Origin of the sequence: Bradyrhizobium sp. C9 (genome assembly GCF_002532045.1) — a bacterium.
Classification (GTDB): Bacteria; Pseudomonadota; Alphaproteobacteria; order Rhizobiales; family Xanthobacteraceae; genus Bradyrhizobium.
On the sequence record NZ_NWTG01000001.1, the window covers coordinates 423,848 to 440,309 of the forward strand.

The window sequence follows — 16,462 nt, forward strand, 5'->3', positions numbered from 1 at the left end:
GCGCACGCTTGCTGCAAAGTGCTGCAGCAATCCGGTGAATTCCGTCAAGCGGAAGAAAATTCCACTTGCATCACACAGTCGGCGCGGCTTCAAGTTCACGCAACAAGAAACTGAATCAGTTGATGGTATCGGCTGGTCATTTTGTCGCGAGGAAGCGTGATGGGCGCGTTGTCGCATCTGCGGATAGTCGAGATCGGAAGTGCGGCGGCGACGAGCTATTGCGCGCGGCTGTTCGCTGATTTCGGCGCCGATGTGCAGAAGATCGAGCCACCGGCGGGCGATCCGCTTCGCCGCACCGCGCCGCTGACGCCGCAGGGGCACAGCGCGTGGTTTGCGTTCCTGAACTTCAATAAATCGAGTGTCGTGCTCGACCAAAGCGACGCGGGTGCTGCGTCGCGCCTGCATGAGCTGATTGCCGGCTGCGATATCCTGCTCGATGGGCGCGGCATCGATGCGGCCAATTGTCCCGGCATCGATCTTGATGCGATCAAGCGGAACAATCCGGGCCTGATCCATCTCGACCTCGCCTGGTTCGGCGATCGTGGTCCCTATGCCAATTTCGCTGCCACCGACTCCACGATCCGCGCGCTCACCGGTCTCGTGAAGCTGGTCGGACCCGAGCAGGGACCGCCGTCGCACGCGCCGGATTTCCAGACCGGGATTCTCGGCGGGCTGTGGGGCTTCATCGCAGCCGCCTCGTCGGTGCTCGGCCGCATGCAGGACGGGCGCGGGCGCGAAAGCCATCTCAGCCTGTTCGAGGCCTCTATCGCCGTCACCGAATACATCATGTTCGAGGCGTTCCAGCGCGGCGACGTCATGCGGCGAATCGGTGTCAACCGGTTCTGGCCGACCTTTCCGGTCGGCATCTACGAGACCAGGCAAGGCTGGCTCGGCGTCACCACGGTGACCCCGGCGCAGTGGCGTGCGTTCTGCGAGATGCTCGGGCTCACCGATCTGCGCGACGATCCAACGCTGGTCATGGGTGTCGACCGGCTGCAACGCGTCGCCGAGATCGAAGGCAAGATCCTGCCGAAGCTCAAGCAGCGTACCGCGCAGGAATGGTTCGCGGAGGGCCTCAAGCGCAAGATCCCGATCGTGCCGGTGCCGGAGATTGCAGATCTCATCGCCGATGAAGAAAAGCGTGCGCGCGGCGCCATCGTCCCGATCACGGTCGGCGACGAGACCGGCTTTTCCGCCGGTACGATGCAGCGGCTTATGGGAACGCCGCCGCTCCGCGGTGGCCGCGTGCCTGATCTCGGCGAGCAGCAGGCGAGGCGTGATGCCGCGCCGCGTGTGCCGGCGCCGAAGCCTTCTCCGACCAAGCGTTTGCCACTCGAGGGCATCCGCGTGGTCGATTTCTCGATGGGCTGGGCCGGGCCGATCTGCACCCGCACGCTCGCCGATCTCGGCGCCGACGTCATCAAGATCGAGGCGACGCAGTATCCGGACTGGTGGCGCGGCGTCGACCGCCGCCCGGCCTATGTGCTGGAGCAGATGTACGAGAAGTCGGTGCGCTACTGCATCATGAACCGCAACAAGCGCGGCATCACGCTGGATCTGACCCGACCCAAGGGGCTTGCGCTGGCAAAGCGTCTGCTCGCCGATGCCGATCTCGTGGTCGACAATTATTCGGTCGAGGTGCTGCCCAAGCTCGGCCTCGGCTACGACGTGCTGAGCAAGATCAATCCGAAGCTCGTGATGATGTCGATGTCGGCGTTCGGTGCCGGCAGCATGCATCGCGACTGCCGCGCCTATGGCTCGACGCTGGAGCAGGGCTCGGGCCTGCCCAGCGTGGTGGGCGCTGCCGGCGGACCACCGGTCATGAGCCACACCGCATTCGGCGACGCCGTCGGCGGCCTCAACGGCGCTGCCGCGGTGTTGACTGCGCTGATCCACGCAAAGCTCACGGGGCAGGGCCAGTTCATCGATCTCGCGCAGATCGAATGCATGATGCCGTTCGCGGCGCCCTGGATCGTCGCGCATTCGATCGACGGCAAGCCGCCTGCGAAATATGGCAACCGCCATCCGGATTTCGTGCCGCATGGCTGCTTTCGTTGCAATGGCGAGGACAACTGGATCGTGGTCGCGGTGTCCGATGACGCGATGTGGCCGAAACTTGCGCGGTTGCTCGGTCGTGCGGATTGGGCAACCGACGCAAAGCTCAAGACTGCCGCGGGCCGCCGCACCATCGAGGCCGAGATCGAGGCTGCAATCACGGCCTGGACTTCGACCCGCGATGCCGATGCGGCGATGACCGCGCTGCAATCCGCTGGTGTTGCCTCCGGTGTGGCACGGCTGCCGATCGATCTGCTCGACGACCCGCAGCTGCACGCCCGCGGCTTCATCAAGCAGGTCGACCGCGCTTTCATCGGGAAGCATCCGCAGCCGTCGATGCCGTTCCGCGAGGGCGACGCGCCGTATCCGATCCGCTCCGTGCCGCCGACGCTCGGCGAGCATAATCGCGAGATCCTTTCCGGCATGCTCGGCCTCTCTGACGCCGAGCTCGACGAGCTCAGCCGCGAGGGGATCATCGGCACCGAGATGCTGATGGAGGAGCAGCTGGTGAAAGAGAAGAAACGGGCGGCGGGCTGATGGCAGCAGGGCCACCGGCACAGCGCAGGACGGAGGTTGTGCGCGACGGCGCGCGGCCGCTGCTGTCCGTGCGCGGGCTCGGCATCCGCTTCAAGACCACGCAGGGCATCTGGCAGGCGACGCGCCGGATCGATTTCGACATCGCGCCCGGCGAGCGCGTCGGCATCGTCGGCGAGAGCGGCTGCGGCAAGACCATCACCGGCTTGTCGATCCTGCGGCTGTTGCCGGGCAACTTTGCCGGGCTCGACGGCAAGATCCTGTTCGACGGCATCGATCTCGCCTCCTGCAGTGCGCGGCAGATGCGCGCCATCAGAGGCAAGCGGATCGCGATGATCTTCCAGGAGCCGATGAGCGCGCTCGATCCCGTCTTCACCGTCGGCCACCAGATCGCGGAGACGCTGCGCGTCCATAGCGATGTCAGCTACGAGGAAGCACGTGCGAGAACGCTGGAGATGCTGCGCCGCGTCGGCATCGCCTCGCCGGAGCGGCGGATCGACGACTATCCGCACCAGCTCTCCGGCGGCATGCGCCAGCGCGTGATGATCGCGGCTAGCCTGATCTGCGGACCGCAGCTTCTGATCGCGGACGAGCCGACCACCGCGCTCGACGTCACCGTGCAGGCGCAGATCCTCGAGCTGCTGCGCGACATCAGCGAGACCTCGAAGACTGCGCTGATGCTGATCACTCACGATCTCGGCGTCGTCGCCGAGACCTGCACGCGGATGATCACGATGTATGCCGGCGAGGTGATCGAGGACGCCACCGTCGACGAGGCGCTGGTGCGGCCGCTGCATCCCTATACGTCCGGGCTGTTGCGCTCGCTGCCGCATCTGAGCCCGCGCCACGGCCGATTGCCGTCGATCCCGGGCCGGGTGCCGTCGATCGCGGAGATGCCGGCCGGCTGCCGCTTCCGCGCCCGCTGCGCGCATGCCGCCAAAGGCTGCGAGGCGGATCAGAAGCTGCAGGACGCCGGCGGCGGCCGCAAGGTGCGCTGCTGGCGGTTTGCCGAGCTCAATCTGCCGGGCGCGCTGCATCCGCCCGATGCGCCGGCTGCCGCGAAGGTCGCGACGCAATGACCGCCGCGTCCACTGAACAGCGCAGCCAGCCCATCGTCTCGGTACGCGATCTCCAGGTCCGCTTCCAGACCTCGGATCGCCGCGCCACCGTGAAGGCGGTCGACGGCGTCAATTTCGACGTCCGCCGCGGCGAGACTTTCGGCATCATCGGTGAGTCCGGCTCGGGCAAGACCACGATCGGCCGGGCGCTGGTGTTTCTGCTCAATCCCAGCGCCGGCGCCATCCTGCATGACGGCATCGATCCGCTGGCGCTGCCGCGCCGGGAATTCCAGAGCCATCGCCGTGACTACCAGATCATCTTCCAGGATCCGAATGCCGCGCTGAATCCGCGGATGACGATCCTGGCCTCGGTGCTGGAACCACTGGAGCTTGCCCGTGTCGGCAGCCGCGCTGAGCGCGAGCGGCAGGCGCGGGAGGCATTGGAGCGCGTCGGGCTGCCGCAGGAGTTCGGCGCACGCTATCCGCACCAGCTCTCCGGCGGCCAGAAGCAGCGCGTCGTGATCGCCCGCGCGCTGACGCTCAAGCCGAAGCTGATCGTCTGCGACGAGGTGGTGGCTGCGCTCGACATGTCGATCCGTGGCGACGTGCTCAACCTGTTTGCCGATCTGCAGCGCGATCTCGGGCTGACCTATGTCTTCATCACGCATGATCTTGCCGTCGTCTCGCATATCAGCGAGCGCGTCGCGGTGATGTATCTCGGCCAGTTCGTCGAGCTCGGGCCCACTGAAGAGGTCGCCGAGCGGCCGCTGCATCCCTACACCATCGCGCTGCTTTCGGCCGAGCCGCGGCCGCTGCCGTCGGCGATGCGGCAGGAGAGCCGGATCGTGCTGCAGGGCGAGGTGCCGAGCCCGATCGATCCGCCGTCCGGCTGCCGTTTCCGCACCCGCTGTCCGCATGCGCAGCCGCTCTGCACCGACCGTGTACCGGAGTGGCGCGAGCTGAAGCCCGATCACTGGGTGGCCTGTCATTTCGCCGATAGCCCGAACTTTTCGCCTAACGCACTGGAGACGACGCCATGACGATGCCGACACGACGCGAAGCGATGGCGCTGATCTCGGGCGCGCTCGCCAGCACCACGCTTGGCGGCAGCGTATTCGCCCAGGGCGCGCCGAAGAAGGGCGGCACGCTGCGGATCTCGGCGCCGGCCAATCCGTCGAGCCTCGACCCGGCAACCGGCGGCGCCGGCTCCGATCACGCCTTCCTGTTCACGATGTACGACACGCTGACCGAATGGGAGTTCGAGACGCTGAAGCCGAAGCCGGGGCTTGCCGAGAGCTGGAAGTTCACCGATCCGAACACGCTGGTGCTCAACATCCGCTCAGGCGTCACCTTCCATGATGGTACGCCGCTCGACGCGGAAGCCGTCAAGTTCAACCTCGATCGCAACCGGAGCGATGCGAAGTCGAACATCAAGGCGGATCTGCTCTCGGTCGACGCGGTCGAGGTCACCGGCCCGCAGCAGGTCACGCTGAAGCTGAAGACGCCGGATACGGCGCTGCCGGGCGTCCTGTCCGATCGTGCCGGCATGATGGTGTCGCCGACCGCGCTGAAGGCGGCGGATGGCGGCGTCGTGACGCGCAAGCCGGTCGGCGCCGGCGCCTATGCGTTCGTCAGCTGGGCCGACGGCGAGAAGATCGTGGTCAAGCGCAACGAGAAATACTGGAAGCCGGACCGGCCGTATCCCGACGCGATCGAGATATCGATCATTCCGGAGCTGACCACCGGCGCGCGCTCGGTCACCGCGGGGCAGAACGATCTGATCTATCAATTGCCACCGCGGCAGAAGGCGATCATCGAGCGCGCCTCGAGCGTCAAGGTCGTGCACGGCCCGACGCTCTATGTGTTCCAGATCTTCCTGAACTGGGCGAAGCCGCCGTTCGACAACATCAAGGTCCGCCAGGCGCTGAACTTTGCGATCGATCGCGAGGCCTTCGTCAAGGCCGCGCTCGCCGGGCTAGCCGAGCCGGCCTACATGAACCTGCCGAAGGCACACTGGGCCTACGACGCCGAGGTCGCAAAGCTCTATCCCTACGATCCCGACAAGGCGCGCAAGCTGCTCGCCGAGGCCGGCTTCAAGGAGGGCACCCCGATCGAGATCGGCGGCTACACCGATCAGGATTCGGTACAGCGCGAGGAGATCCTGATCGAGCAGTTGCGCAAGGCCGGCATCAACGTGAAGTTCGTCAACGGCACGGTTGCGGAAGCCTCTGCGGCATTCTTCGGTCCGGAGAAGAGGGGGGCCGGATTGCTCTCGGCCTGGACCGGACGGCCGGACCCAAGCCTGACCTATTCGCTGATGTTCACCAAGGACGCCTATTACAATGGCGGCCGTGCGCCGGTACCGACCGCGCTCGAAGCCGCGATCAAGGACTCGCGTGCGTCGGAGGACATCGAGGTCAGGCGCAAGGCCTTCGCCACGGTGCAACGGCTGGTGATGGAGAACGCCCTCGTTGTGCCGCTGGCGTTCCAGTTCGAGCTGGTCGCCATGAACAAGAAGGTGCAGGGCTATCGGCCGAACCTGCTCGGCAAGCCGAAATACGACGACGTCTGGCTCGAAGGCTGAACGATGGCACGACGGTCACCAGTCAAGGTCATCGGTAGCCGCCTGTTGCAGGCGCTGCCCGTGATCCTGCTCGCGACCTTCATGGTGTTTGCGCTGCTCAAGCTGGTGCCCGGCGACATCGCAGTGACCTTGGCGGGCGACAACGCGACCGATGCGCGGATCACCGAGATCAGGCAGATCTACGGCCTCGACCGGCCGTTCCTGGTGCAATATGGCGCCTGGCTCGGCCATGTCGCGCAGGGCGATCTCTCGCAATCGCTTCTGACCGGCGAGAAGGTCGCGGTCTCAATCGGCCGAGCCTTCCCGAACACGCTCTTGATCGTCGTGATCGCGCTGGTGCTGGCACTCGTCACCGGCATTCCGATGGGCGTAATCGCTGCGATCAAGCCGAACGGCTGGGTCGACAAGCTGATCAGCATGATCGCCTCGCTCGGCGTCGCGGTGCCCGGCTTCTGGCTGGCGATGATCCTGGTCGCGGAATTCTCGCTGAAGCTGAACTGGCTGCCGGCGACCGGCGCAAAATCCTTCAGCGTCTCGCCGATCGATGCGATCCGGCACGCGCTGCTGCCGGCCGTCGCGATCGCGGCCTATGGTATGGCCGAGGTGGCGCGCCAGCTGCGCGGCGCCTTGCTGGAAGTGCTGTCCTCGCAATATGTCCGCACGCTGCACGCCAAGGGACTGTCGATGTCCCGCATCCTCTGGCAGCACGGCCTGAAGAACGTCGGCGTCAATCTGCTCACCATCATCAGCCTGCTGGTCAACCGCATGCTGGCGGCGACGGTCGTGATCGAGGCGGTGTTCGCAATTCCCGGCCTCGGCAGCCTGATCGTGCGCGGCGCGATCCAGCGCGATTTCCCGATCGTGCAAGGCGTCGTCTTCACCATGGTGGTCGTCGTGATCGCGGTCAATCTGATTACCGACCTGCTGTGTGCCGCGGTCGATCCGAGGATCGAGCAATGACCGACACCGCGCTCGCTCCGCTCAAGGTGCCCGCAAAGCCGACCCGGCTGCGGCGTTTCCTGCGCTGGCTTGCCGGCGATCTCCGTGCGGCGCTGTCGATCCTGGTGCTGGCGGTGCTGGTCGTCGTCGCAATCGGCGCACCCTGGATTGCGCCCTATGCGCCGACCGCGCAGGACGTCAACAACATGCTGGCGCCGCCGGGCCCGCTGCATCTGCTCGGCACCGACGATCTCGGTCGCGACATCTTCTCCCGCCTGATCTACGGCGCGCCGGCGACCGTCTATGCCAGCCTGCTTGCAGTGGGCGTCGCGGTCCTGATCGGGCTGCCGGTCGGCCTGATCGCCGGCTATTTTGGCGGCTGGATCGACGACGTCATCAGCCGCATCATCGACACCTTCCTGTCGTTCCCCGCCATCGTGCTCGCGATCGCCGTCACCGGCGCGCTTGGCATCGGGCTGACCAACGGCATGATCGCGATCGGCATCACGATGTTTCCGGCACTGGCGCGCATCGTGCGCGCCCGCACGCTGATCGTGCGGCAGGAGCTCTATGTCGACGCCTCGAGGGGCTTTGGCGCGCCGACATGGCACGTGCTGTGGCGCCATGTGCTGCCGAACACGCTGCAGCCGGTCATCGTGCAGGTGACCTTGCTGCTCGCCGCGGCGCTGCTGGCGGAGGCCAGCCTGTCGTTCCTCGGCCTCGGCATCCAGCCGCCGGACCCGAGCTGGGGCGCCATGCTGGCACGCGCCTATCAATATATGGAAATCGCTCCGGAGCAGATGTACGCGCCGGGCCTTGCCATTCTCGTCGTCTCCCTGGCGTTCAATGCGCTCGGGGAATCCTTGCGTGTCGTGCTCGATCCGACCATGAAGGATCGCTGACTTTTGGTGGAATGATCATGTCGTTCAAGAAATTGCTGATTGCCAACCGCGGTGAGATCGCGATCCGCATTGCCCGCGCCGCGGCCGAGAGCGGCATCGCGACCGTCGCGATCTATCCGGCCGACGATGCGGCCTCGCTGCATGTCCGGTCCGCCGACGCGAGCCACGAGATCCCCGGCCGTGGCGCGCGGGCGTATCTCGACATCGAGGCGGTCATCGCGGCGGCCAAGGCCACGGGTTGCGACGCGCTGCATCCGGGCTACGGCTTCCTCAGCGAGAATACCCAACTGGCGCGGCGCTGCGCCGAGGAGAAGATCATTTTCGTCGGCCCGTCGCCGGAGGCGCTCGATCTGTTCGGCGACAAGGTCAAGGCAAAGGCGCTGGCTAAAAAGTGCGGTGTGCCGATCATTGCCGGGACGTCGGGCGCAACGACGCTCGACGAGGCAAAGGCCTTCTTCACCTCGCTCGGCGCCAATGCCGCCGTGATGGTCAAGGCGATCGCCGGCGGCGGCGGGCGCGGCATGCGCGTGGTCGAGGACGCGGCGAAGCTCGATGAAGCTTATGCGCGCTGCCAGTCGGAGGCCAGGGCGGCGTTCGGCAATGACGCCGTCTATGTCGAGCGGCTGATCCGCAAGGCGCGCCATATCGAGGTGCAGATCATCGGCGATCGTCATGGTGCGATCAGCCATCTCTGGGAGCGCGAATGCACCATTCAGCGCCGCAATCAGAAACTGATCGAGGTGGCGCCGAGCCCGTCGCTGAGCGATGGTTTGCGCGCGCGCATCATCGAGGCGGCAAAGCAGCTCGCCTCCGCCGCGCGCTACGACAACCTCGGCACCTTCGAATTCCTGGTTGACGACGAGGCGGATGAAAGCAAGGGCGAAGGCGCCTTCGCCTTCATCGAGGCCAATCCGCGGCTCCAGGTGGAGCACACTGTGACCGAGGCGGTGCTCGGTATCGACCTCGTGCGTTCGCAGCTTGCGATCGCGGCCGGCGCGACGCTCGCGTCGCTCGGGCTGGCGCAATCAGCCGTGCCGCTGCCGCGCGGCTATGCCATGCAGCTGCGCGTCAACATGGAGGTGATGGACGAGAAGGGCGTGACGAAGCCGACCGGCGGCACGCTCAGTGTGTTCGACCTGCCGTCCGGCCCCGGCGTTCGCGTCGATACGTTCGGCTATTCCGGCTACCGGACCAGCGCCGCGTTCGACTCGCTGCTGGCGAAAGTCATCGTGCATTCGCCGAGCCCGAAGTGGACCGATGTGGTGCACAAGGCGGCACGCACCTTGCGTGAATTCCGCATCGGCGGCGTTGCTACCAACATCCCGTTCCTCGGTGCGATCCTGGCGCATCAGAGTTTTGGGCGGAACAAGATCAGCACCAACTTCATCGATACCCACGTGGCGGCGCTGGTCGGCGCCGCGAGAGAGCACGCCGCGCCGCTGCTCGAGGTGAGCGAGACGGCCACGACCAAGGCCGTCGCAACCGAGGCGGCGCCGGAGGGATCGCTCCCGGTGCCCGCGCCGTTGCAGGGCACCATCGTGGCGATCGAGGTCACGGAGGGTGATCTGGTTCGTCCCGGCCAGCAGATCGCGGTGCTGGAATCGATGAAGATGGAGCATCTGGTCACCGCGCCGCATGGCGGCCGGGTGACGAAGATCGCGGGCGGTCCCGGTGTCACCCTGATGCATGGCGAGCCGATTCTGTTTCTCGAGCCGGCCGAGGTCGACGGCCATACCGCGGCGGAAGAAGCTGCGATCGATCTCGATCACATCCGTCCTGATTTGGGCGAGTTGATCGCGCGCAAGGCGATCACGCTGGATGAGAACCGCCCGGCCTCGGTCGAGCGCCGCCGCAAGACCAACCAGCGCACCGCGCGCGAGAACATCGCGCAGCTGGTCGATGAGGGTTCGTTCGTCGAATACGGCTCGCTTGCGATCGCGGCCCAGCGCCGCCGCCGCAAGGTCGAGGATCTCATCAAGAACACGCCTGCCGACGGCCTGATCGCGGGCGTCGCCACCGTCAACGCCAGGGACTTTGGCGCCGATGGCGCGCGCTGCATGGTGATCTCCTACGACTACACGGTGCTGGCCGGCACCCAAGGGCACATGAACCACAAGAAGATCGACCGCATGCTCGGCCTCGCCGAGCAGTGGCGCATGCCGCTTGTGTTCTTTGCCGAGGGCGGCGGTGGCCGGCCCGGCGATACCGACCGGCTCGGCATGACCGGCCTCGACGGCCCGTCCTTCGTTCAGTTCGCCAAGCTGTCGGGGCTGGTGCCCGTGGTCGGCGTGGTCTCGGGCTATTGCTTCGCCGGCAATGCCGCGATGCTCGGCGTCTGCGACGTCATCATCGCGACGAAAAACGCCTCGATCGGCATGGGTGGTCCGGCGATGATCGAGGGCGGCGGGCTCGGCGTCTATCATCCGGCCGAGGTCGGTCCTGTTACGTTCCAGTCGCCGAACGGCGTGATCGACATCCTGGTCGAGGACGAGGAAGAGGCGACCGCGGTCGCGCAGAAATATCTGTCCTACTTCCAGGGCGCGGTGGCCGACTGGAAGGCGCCGGACCAGCGGCTGCTGCGCCGGGCGATCCCGGAAAATCGCCTGCGGGTGTATGACATCCGCAATGTGATCGACCTGATGGCCGACGAAGGCTCGGTGCTGGAGATCCGGCGCGATTTCGGCGTCGGCATGATCACGGCCTTCATCCGCATCGAGGGCAAGCCGTTCGGCCTGATCGCCAACAACCCAAAGCATCTCGGCGGCGCGATCGATGCCGCGGCCGGCGACAAGGCCGCGCGCTTCATGCAGCTGTGCGATGCCTTCGACATCCCGATCGTCTCGCTGTGCGACACGCCGGGCTTCATGGTCGGCCCCGAGGCCGAGAAGACCGCGATCGTGCGCCACGTCGCGCGGATGTTCGTCACCGGCGCCAGCATCACGGTGCCGCTGTTCGGCGTCGTGCTGCGCAAGGGCTATGGTCTTGGCGCGCAATCGATGATCGGCGGCGGGTTCCACGCCTCGTTCTTCACGGTGGCATGGCCGACCGGCGAATTCGGCGGCATGGGCCTCGAAGGCTATGTCCGCCTCGGCTTCCGCAAGGAGATGGAGGCGATCGAAGACCCGGTCGAGCGCGAGAAGTATTTCCAGACCAAGGTCGCCGAGCTCTACGCCAACGGCAAGGCGGTCTCGATCGCCTCGGTGCTGGAGATCGACGAGGTGATCGATCCCGCCGACACGCGGCACTGGATCATGGCCGGCCTCCGGTCGGTGCCGAAGGTCGAGCCGCGGACGCACCGAAAGAGGCCGTGTATTGATGCGTGGTAGGGCGCGTAGGGTGGGTTAGCGAAGCTCAACCCACCAATCTCGCGACACGCAGTCGGCGGGTTACGCCTTCGGCTAACCCGCCCTACATCTCATCGTCGTCCTGGCGAAAGCCAGGACCCATTACCCCAAATCTCCATTGTTGTGCGTTGCTGGGGCCACGATCCCGTACATCGCTGAATGCGGTGGTTATGGGTCCTGGCCTTCGCCAGGACGACGGCGGTGGGTGGGTGGGCGGGCGCCTCGCGTCGCTGCGAGAGTTAAGCCAAATTCAACTCCGTATATCCCCGCGCCGCCACCCCGTCGCACCGCGCCCGGTACGCCGGGGCGCTGCCGCTGTAGCGGGCGACGATGCGGGTCTGCTTGCCTTCGACGTTGCGGTTGATGCCGGTCATCCAGGAATCGACCTCGTTGGAGAGCAGCCCGACCCCGAGCGCCTTGACGTGATCGGTCCAGCCGGCGGTGCCTTCGGGGGTGGCGTCGAGGAAGGTCAGGCCTCTCTCCTGGGCAAACCGAATCAGGCCGGTGACCCAGTCGACGCTGTATTCGATGCTGCGCGGAATGTTGCCGAGCGCGGTGTGCGGGCCCATCAGCATCATCATGTTGGGGAAGCCGTCGACCATCAGCCCGAGATAGGTTTCCGGGCCGTGCGTCCATTTTTCCTTCAGCCTTGCGCCGTGCGCGCCGCGAAAATCGATCTTGTCGAAGCTGCCGGTGATGGCATCGAAGCCGGTGGCATAGATGATGATGTCGAAGGCGTAGTCCCTGTCGCTGGTGCGGATGCCCTCGGGCGTGATCCTTTCGATCGGCGTCGCCTTCAGATCGACCAGCTCGACATTGTCGCGGTTGTAGACCTCGTAATAGAAGGTCTCGAGCGGCAGCCGCCGTGTGCCGAAGCCGTGGTTTGTCGGGATCAGCATCTCGGCAACCTGCGGGTTCTTCACGCGCTCACGGATCTTGCGCGCGACGAAGTCGCTGATCGTCGCATTTGCCTTGCGGTCAATCAGGATGTCCCTGAAGTTGCCCTGCCAGATGCCGAAGCCGCGCTCGCCATAGAGCTTCTCGTAGAACGCCTCGCGCTCGGCATCGCTCACCTCGAACGCGCCGCGCGGATCGGGCGTATGCACGAAGCAGGCGAAGGTCTCCTTGCAGCGCGCAAAGATCTCGGGATAGCCGGCCTTGATCTTGCCTTGCGTCTCGGCGTCGATCTTGCCGTTGTGCAGCGGCGCGGCCCAGTTGGCGGTGCGCTGGAACACGGTGAGGTGGCCGACCTCGCCGGCGATGGTCTGGATGGTCTGGATGCCGGTCGCGCCGGTGCCGATCACGGCGACGCGCTTGCCGGCGAAATCCACCTTCTGCTTGGGCCAGCGCGCGGTGTGGAAGGATTGGCCCTTGAATTCGTCGCGGCCCTCGATGCGCGGCAGGGTCGGCGTCGACAGCGGCCCGATCGCCGTGATCAGGAAACGGCACGTGTGGCGTGCGCCGCTCTCCAGCGTGACCAGCCAGCTTCGCGTCTCGTCCTGGTAGATCGCCGACGTGACGCGGCTCTCGAACTGGATGTCGCGGCGCAGATCGAACTTGTCGGCGACATAGTTGCAGTAGCGCAGGGTCTCGGGCTGGCCGGCGAAATGCTCCGACCATTCCCATTCCTCGAGCAGCTCCTTCGAGAACGAGTAGCCGTAGGAATAGCTTTCGGAATCGAAGCGCGCGCCGGGATAGCGGTTCCAGTACCAGGTGCCGCCGACGCCGGTGCCGGCCTCGAATACCCGCGTCTTCAGCCCAAGCTCGCGCAGCCGGTAAAGCTGGTACATGCCGGACAAGCCGGCGCCGATGATGATGACGTCGTAGTCCAGCGCAGCCGACTGGCTGTCGTCCCGGCGCGATGCGGCCACCTGTCGTTGCTCCCCGATTGGTTGATTGCCGCCAAGGCTAACCGGTCTTCCTGCCGCCGACAAACATCGAACAGCGGGGCAGCCATCGCGATTTGCAGGGTGCGCCAGCCCGTGCGCATTCCGCGCGGCGGACCGTTCGTTCCGCGGCTTTACTCGGCCGCGGGATTTCCTCTATCGTCGGCCCGACAAGACGATCGCCCGCCAAGCGGCGACGGAACCAGTGGGAGTGAAGCGATGGGAGAGGCGCTGCGCAGGCCGACGTCGATCAATGTCGGTGATCCCAAGCTCTACCAGGATGATACCTGGCGTCCGCTGTTCGCGCAGCTCCGCCGCGACGACCCCGTGCATCATTGCGAGGCCTCCGCCTACGGCCCGTACTGGTCGGTGACGCGGTACGACGACATTTTTGCGGTCGAGCTGGATCACGACAACTATTCGTCGGAAATCGGCGGCATTCAGGTGATCGATCAGCTCAAGGGCCAGGAACTCGCAAATTTCATCAGGATGGATCCGCCGGGCCATACGGCGCAGCGCCGCACGGTGGCCCCCATCGTGGCGCCGTCCAACCTCGCCAATTTCGAGCCGCTGATACGCAAGCGCACCTCGGCTGTGCTCGACGCGCTGCCGCGCAACGAGACGTTCGACTGGGTCGAGCTGGTCTCGACCAATCTCACCAATATGATGCTGGCGACCTTGTTCGATTTTCCCTGGGAAGATCGCATGAAGCTGACCTGGTGGTCCGATGTCGCGATCGCCAACGTTGAATCGCCCGACGCTGTCGTGCATTCGGAGCACGAGCGTTTCGAGGAGATGGTCAAGATGGGCGAGTATTTTCGCAGATTATGGGATGCGCGCGCCGACGCGCCGCCCACCTTCGACCTGATCTCGATGCTGGTGCATTCGGAGGCGACGCGAAACCTGCAACCGCGCGAATTCCTCGGCACGCTGGCGCTTCTGATCGTCGGCGGCAACGACACCACGCGCAACTCGATGTCTGCCGGGCTGATGGCGCTGTGTGAGAACCCCGAGCAGTTCGAGCTGGTCCGCGCGAGGCCGGAGCTGATCCCGAACCTGGTCTCCGAGACCATCCGCTACCATACGCCGGTGCTGCACATGCGCCGCACCGCGCGCCACGATGTCGAGCTCGCCGGCCGCCAGATCCGGAAGGGCGACAAGGTGGTGATGTGGTACATCTCCGGCAATCGCGACGAGGACAAGATCGAGCGGGCCGATGAATTCATCGTCGACCGCGCCAAGCCGCGCCAGCATCTTGCCTTCGGCGCCGGCATCCACCGCTGCGTCGGCGACCGCCTCGCCGAGCAGCAATTGCGCATCCTCTGGGAGGAAGTTCTGGCGCGCGATCTGCGTTTTGAGATGATGGGCCCGCCGCAAAGGCTCTATTCCAATTTCATCCGCGGTATACGAAGCTTGCCGGTGAGAATCGTCAATTGAGCCAGCCCACGCCGTCATCGCGAGGAGTGAAGCGACGAAGCAATCCACCTCGCAACGCGGGGAGGATGGATTGCTTCGCTTCGCTCGCAATGACGGGAGAATCGCCAGGAAACAAGAATGAAGAACGATCCCGTTGACGTCCTGATCATCGGCGCCGGCGCCTCCGGTGCCGCGATAGCCTGGAGCCTCGCCGACACCAAGATGCATATCCTCTGCCTCGATCAGGGTGGCTGGATGAACCCTGCCGAATATCCGAGCACCGGCCGCGACTGGGAGGCGAAATTCTACGGCGAGTGGTCGTCCAGCCCCAACGTCCGCAAGCGGCCGGAAGACTACCCGATCAATGACGACAATTCGCCGATCAAGGTCGTCAATTTCAACGCCGTCGGCGGCTCGACCGTGATGTACACCGCGCACTGGCCGCGGCTGCATCCGTCCGACTTCAAGGTGAAGACGCTCGACGGCGTCGCCGACGACTGGCCGATCGATTACGACGCGCTGACGCCGTTCTTCGAGGAGAACGATCGCATGATGGGCGTCTCGGGCCTGTCGGGCGATCCGCTGTCGCCGCTCAGCCATCCGCCGATGCCGCAGCAGCCGCTCGGGCTGTCAGGCCCGCTGATCGGCAAGGCCATGAACGAGCTCGGGTGGCACTGGTGGCCGTCGGACACGACCGTGGCGACGACGGATTACGAGGGCAGGGCCCGCTGCATCAATCTTGGCCACTGCACGCCGGCCTGCGCCCAGGGCGCCAAGGCCTCGACCGACATCACCTACTGGCCGCACGCGATCCGCGCCGGGGTCGAGCTCAAGACCCATTGCCGGGTGCGCGAGATCCTGACCAACGAGCAGGGCATGGCCTCCGGCGTCGTCTATTACGACAAGGACGGCGTCGAGCAATTCCAGCCCGCCGAGGTCGTCATCATCGCCTGCAACGGCGTCGGCACGCCGCGGCTGCTGCTCAACTCGGTGTCGGGAAGATTCCCGAACGGCCTCGCCAATTCATCCGGCCTGGTCGGCAAGAACCTGATGTTCCACCCCTACGCGCAGGTCTACGGCTACGTGAAGGAGCCGACCGACAGCAACCGCGCGCCGCCGACCTGCCTGTGGAGCAAGGAGTTCTACGACACGGACCTGTCGCGCGGCTTCGTCCGCGGCTACGGCATCCAGTTCGGCCGCGGCGCCGGACCGGTGTTCGAGGCGGTTGCGAGCGAGCAGAAGGGCATCCTGCCCTGGGGCAAGGATCATCACCGCGTGTTCCGCAAGCTCAACGGTCATCGCCTCGCGATGTCGGCGATCTGCGAGGATCTGCCGGAGGAGCACAACCGCGTCACGCTCGATCCGGTCCTGAAGGACAGCCACGGTATCCCGGCGCCGAAGATCGACTACACGATCAGCGCCAACAGCCGGAAGATGATGGACCACGGCCTGGCGCGCGGCCGGGAGATTCTCGAGGCCGCCGGCGCCACCGACATCTGCATCAACGATCCGATTCCCTGGGGCGGCTGGCATCTGCTCGGCACCGCGCGGATGGGGACCGATCCGGCACGCTCCGTGGTCAACGAATGGGGCCGCTCGCACGACGTGAAGAACCTGTTCATCGTCGACGGCAGCATCTTCGTCACCTCGGGTGGCGTCAACCCGACCTCCACCATCCAGGCCCTCGCGCTCTACATCGCCGACCAGATGAAGCAGCGCCTCGCCAACCTGTTCGACTGAGATC

At 65.6% G+C, this 16,462-nt stretch carries 10 protein-coding genes; 9 read left to right on the top strand and 1 reads right to left on the bottom strand.

Translation table 11 applies throughout. The annotated features are described in order from the left end of the window. Window positions 1-159 precede the first annotated feature (159 nt). Genes CO675_RS01905 through CO675_RS01935 form a run of 7 tightly spaced genes read left to right on the top strand, consistent with a single transcriptional unit; the run spans window position 160 to window position 11,398 of the window. Window positions 160-2,592, top strand: coding sequence for a CaiB/BaiF CoA transferase family protein (locus tag CO675_RS01905; protein WP_097670327.1), 2,433 nt, complete (start codon window positions 160-162; stop codon window positions 2,590-2,592). After that, window positions 2,592-3,668 carry an ABC transporter ATP-binding protein gene (locus CO675_RS01910; protein ID WP_097670328.1) on the top strand — a complete coding sequence of 359 codons (1,077 nt, stop codon included), beginning with the start codon at window positions 2,592-2,594 and terminating at the stop codon, window positions 3,666-3,668. The genes CO675_RS01905 and CO675_RS01910 overlap by 1 nt, the downstream gene beginning before the upstream one ends. Continuing rightward, the gene (locus tag CO675_RS01915; RefSeq protein ID WP_097670329.1) at window positions 3,665-4,687 is read left to right on the top strand and encodes an ABC transporter ATP-binding protein; all 1,023 of its coding nucleotides are present in this window, start codon (window positions 3,665-3,667) and stop codon (window positions 4,685-4,687) included. The genes CO675_RS01910 and CO675_RS01915 overlap by 4 nt, the downstream gene beginning before the upstream one ends. Then, window positions 4,684-6,231, top strand: a complete 1,548-nt coding sequence (locus tag CO675_RS01920; protein ID WP_097670330.1) for an ABC transporter substrate-binding protein — start codon at window positions 4,684-4,686, stop codon at window positions 6,229-6,231. The genes CO675_RS01915 and CO675_RS01920 overlap by 4 nt, the downstream gene beginning before the upstream one ends. A gap of 3 nt (window positions 6,232-6,234) precedes the next feature. Beyond that, window positions 6,235-7,191: an ABC transporter permease gene (locus CO675_RS01925; protein ID WP_097670331.1), complete on the top strand. Its 957-nt coding sequence runs from the start codon at window positions 6,235-6,237 to the stop codon at window positions 7,189-7,191. Beyond that, window positions 7,188-8,072 (top strand): ABC transporter permease, encoded by an 885-nt coding sequence (locus tag CO675_RS01930; RefSeq protein WP_097670332.1) that lies wholly within the window; start codon window positions 7,188-7,190, stop codon window positions 8,070-8,072. Before CO675_RS01925 ends, CO675_RS01930 begins: the two co-directional genes overlap by 4 nt. Before the next feature lie 17 nt (window positions 8,073-8,089). Continuing rightward, a complete protein-coding gene (locus tag CO675_RS01935) occupies window positions 8,090-11,398 on the top strand; it encodes an acetyl-CoA carboxylase family protein (RefSeq protein ID WP_097670867.1) in 3,309 nt (1,102 codons plus the stop codon). A 257-nt stretch (window positions 11,399-11,655) separates the two neighbouring features. Here the strand turns inward: CO675_RS01935 and CO675_RS01940 are convergent, their stop codons facing one another. Next, window positions 11,656-13,287, bottom strand: a complete 1,632-nt coding sequence (locus tag CO675_RS01940) for a flavin-containing monooxygenase (protein ID WP_097670333.1) — start codon at window positions 13,285-13,287, stop codon at window positions 11,656-11,658. A gap of 234 nt (window positions 13,288-13,521) precedes the next feature. Here CO675_RS01940 and CO675_RS01945 point away from each other — a divergent pair, with 234 nt between their 5' ends. Both CO675_RS01945 and CO675_RS01950 read left to right on the top strand, forming a co-directional pair. After that, window positions 13,522-14,739 carry a cytochrome P450 gene (locus CO675_RS01945; RefSeq protein ID WP_097670334.1) on the top strand — a complete coding sequence of 406 codons (1,218 nt, stop codon included), beginning with the start codon at window positions 13,522-13,524 and terminating at the stop codon, window positions 14,737-14,739. A 117-nt stretch (window positions 14,740-14,856) separates the two neighbouring features. Then, window positions 14,857-16,458 (top strand): GMC family oxidoreductase, encoded by a 1,602-nt coding sequence (locus CO675_RS01950; protein WP_097670335.1) that lies wholly within the window; start codon window positions 14,857-14,859, stop codon window positions 16,456-16,458. Window positions 16,459-16,462 lie beyond the last annotated feature (4 nt).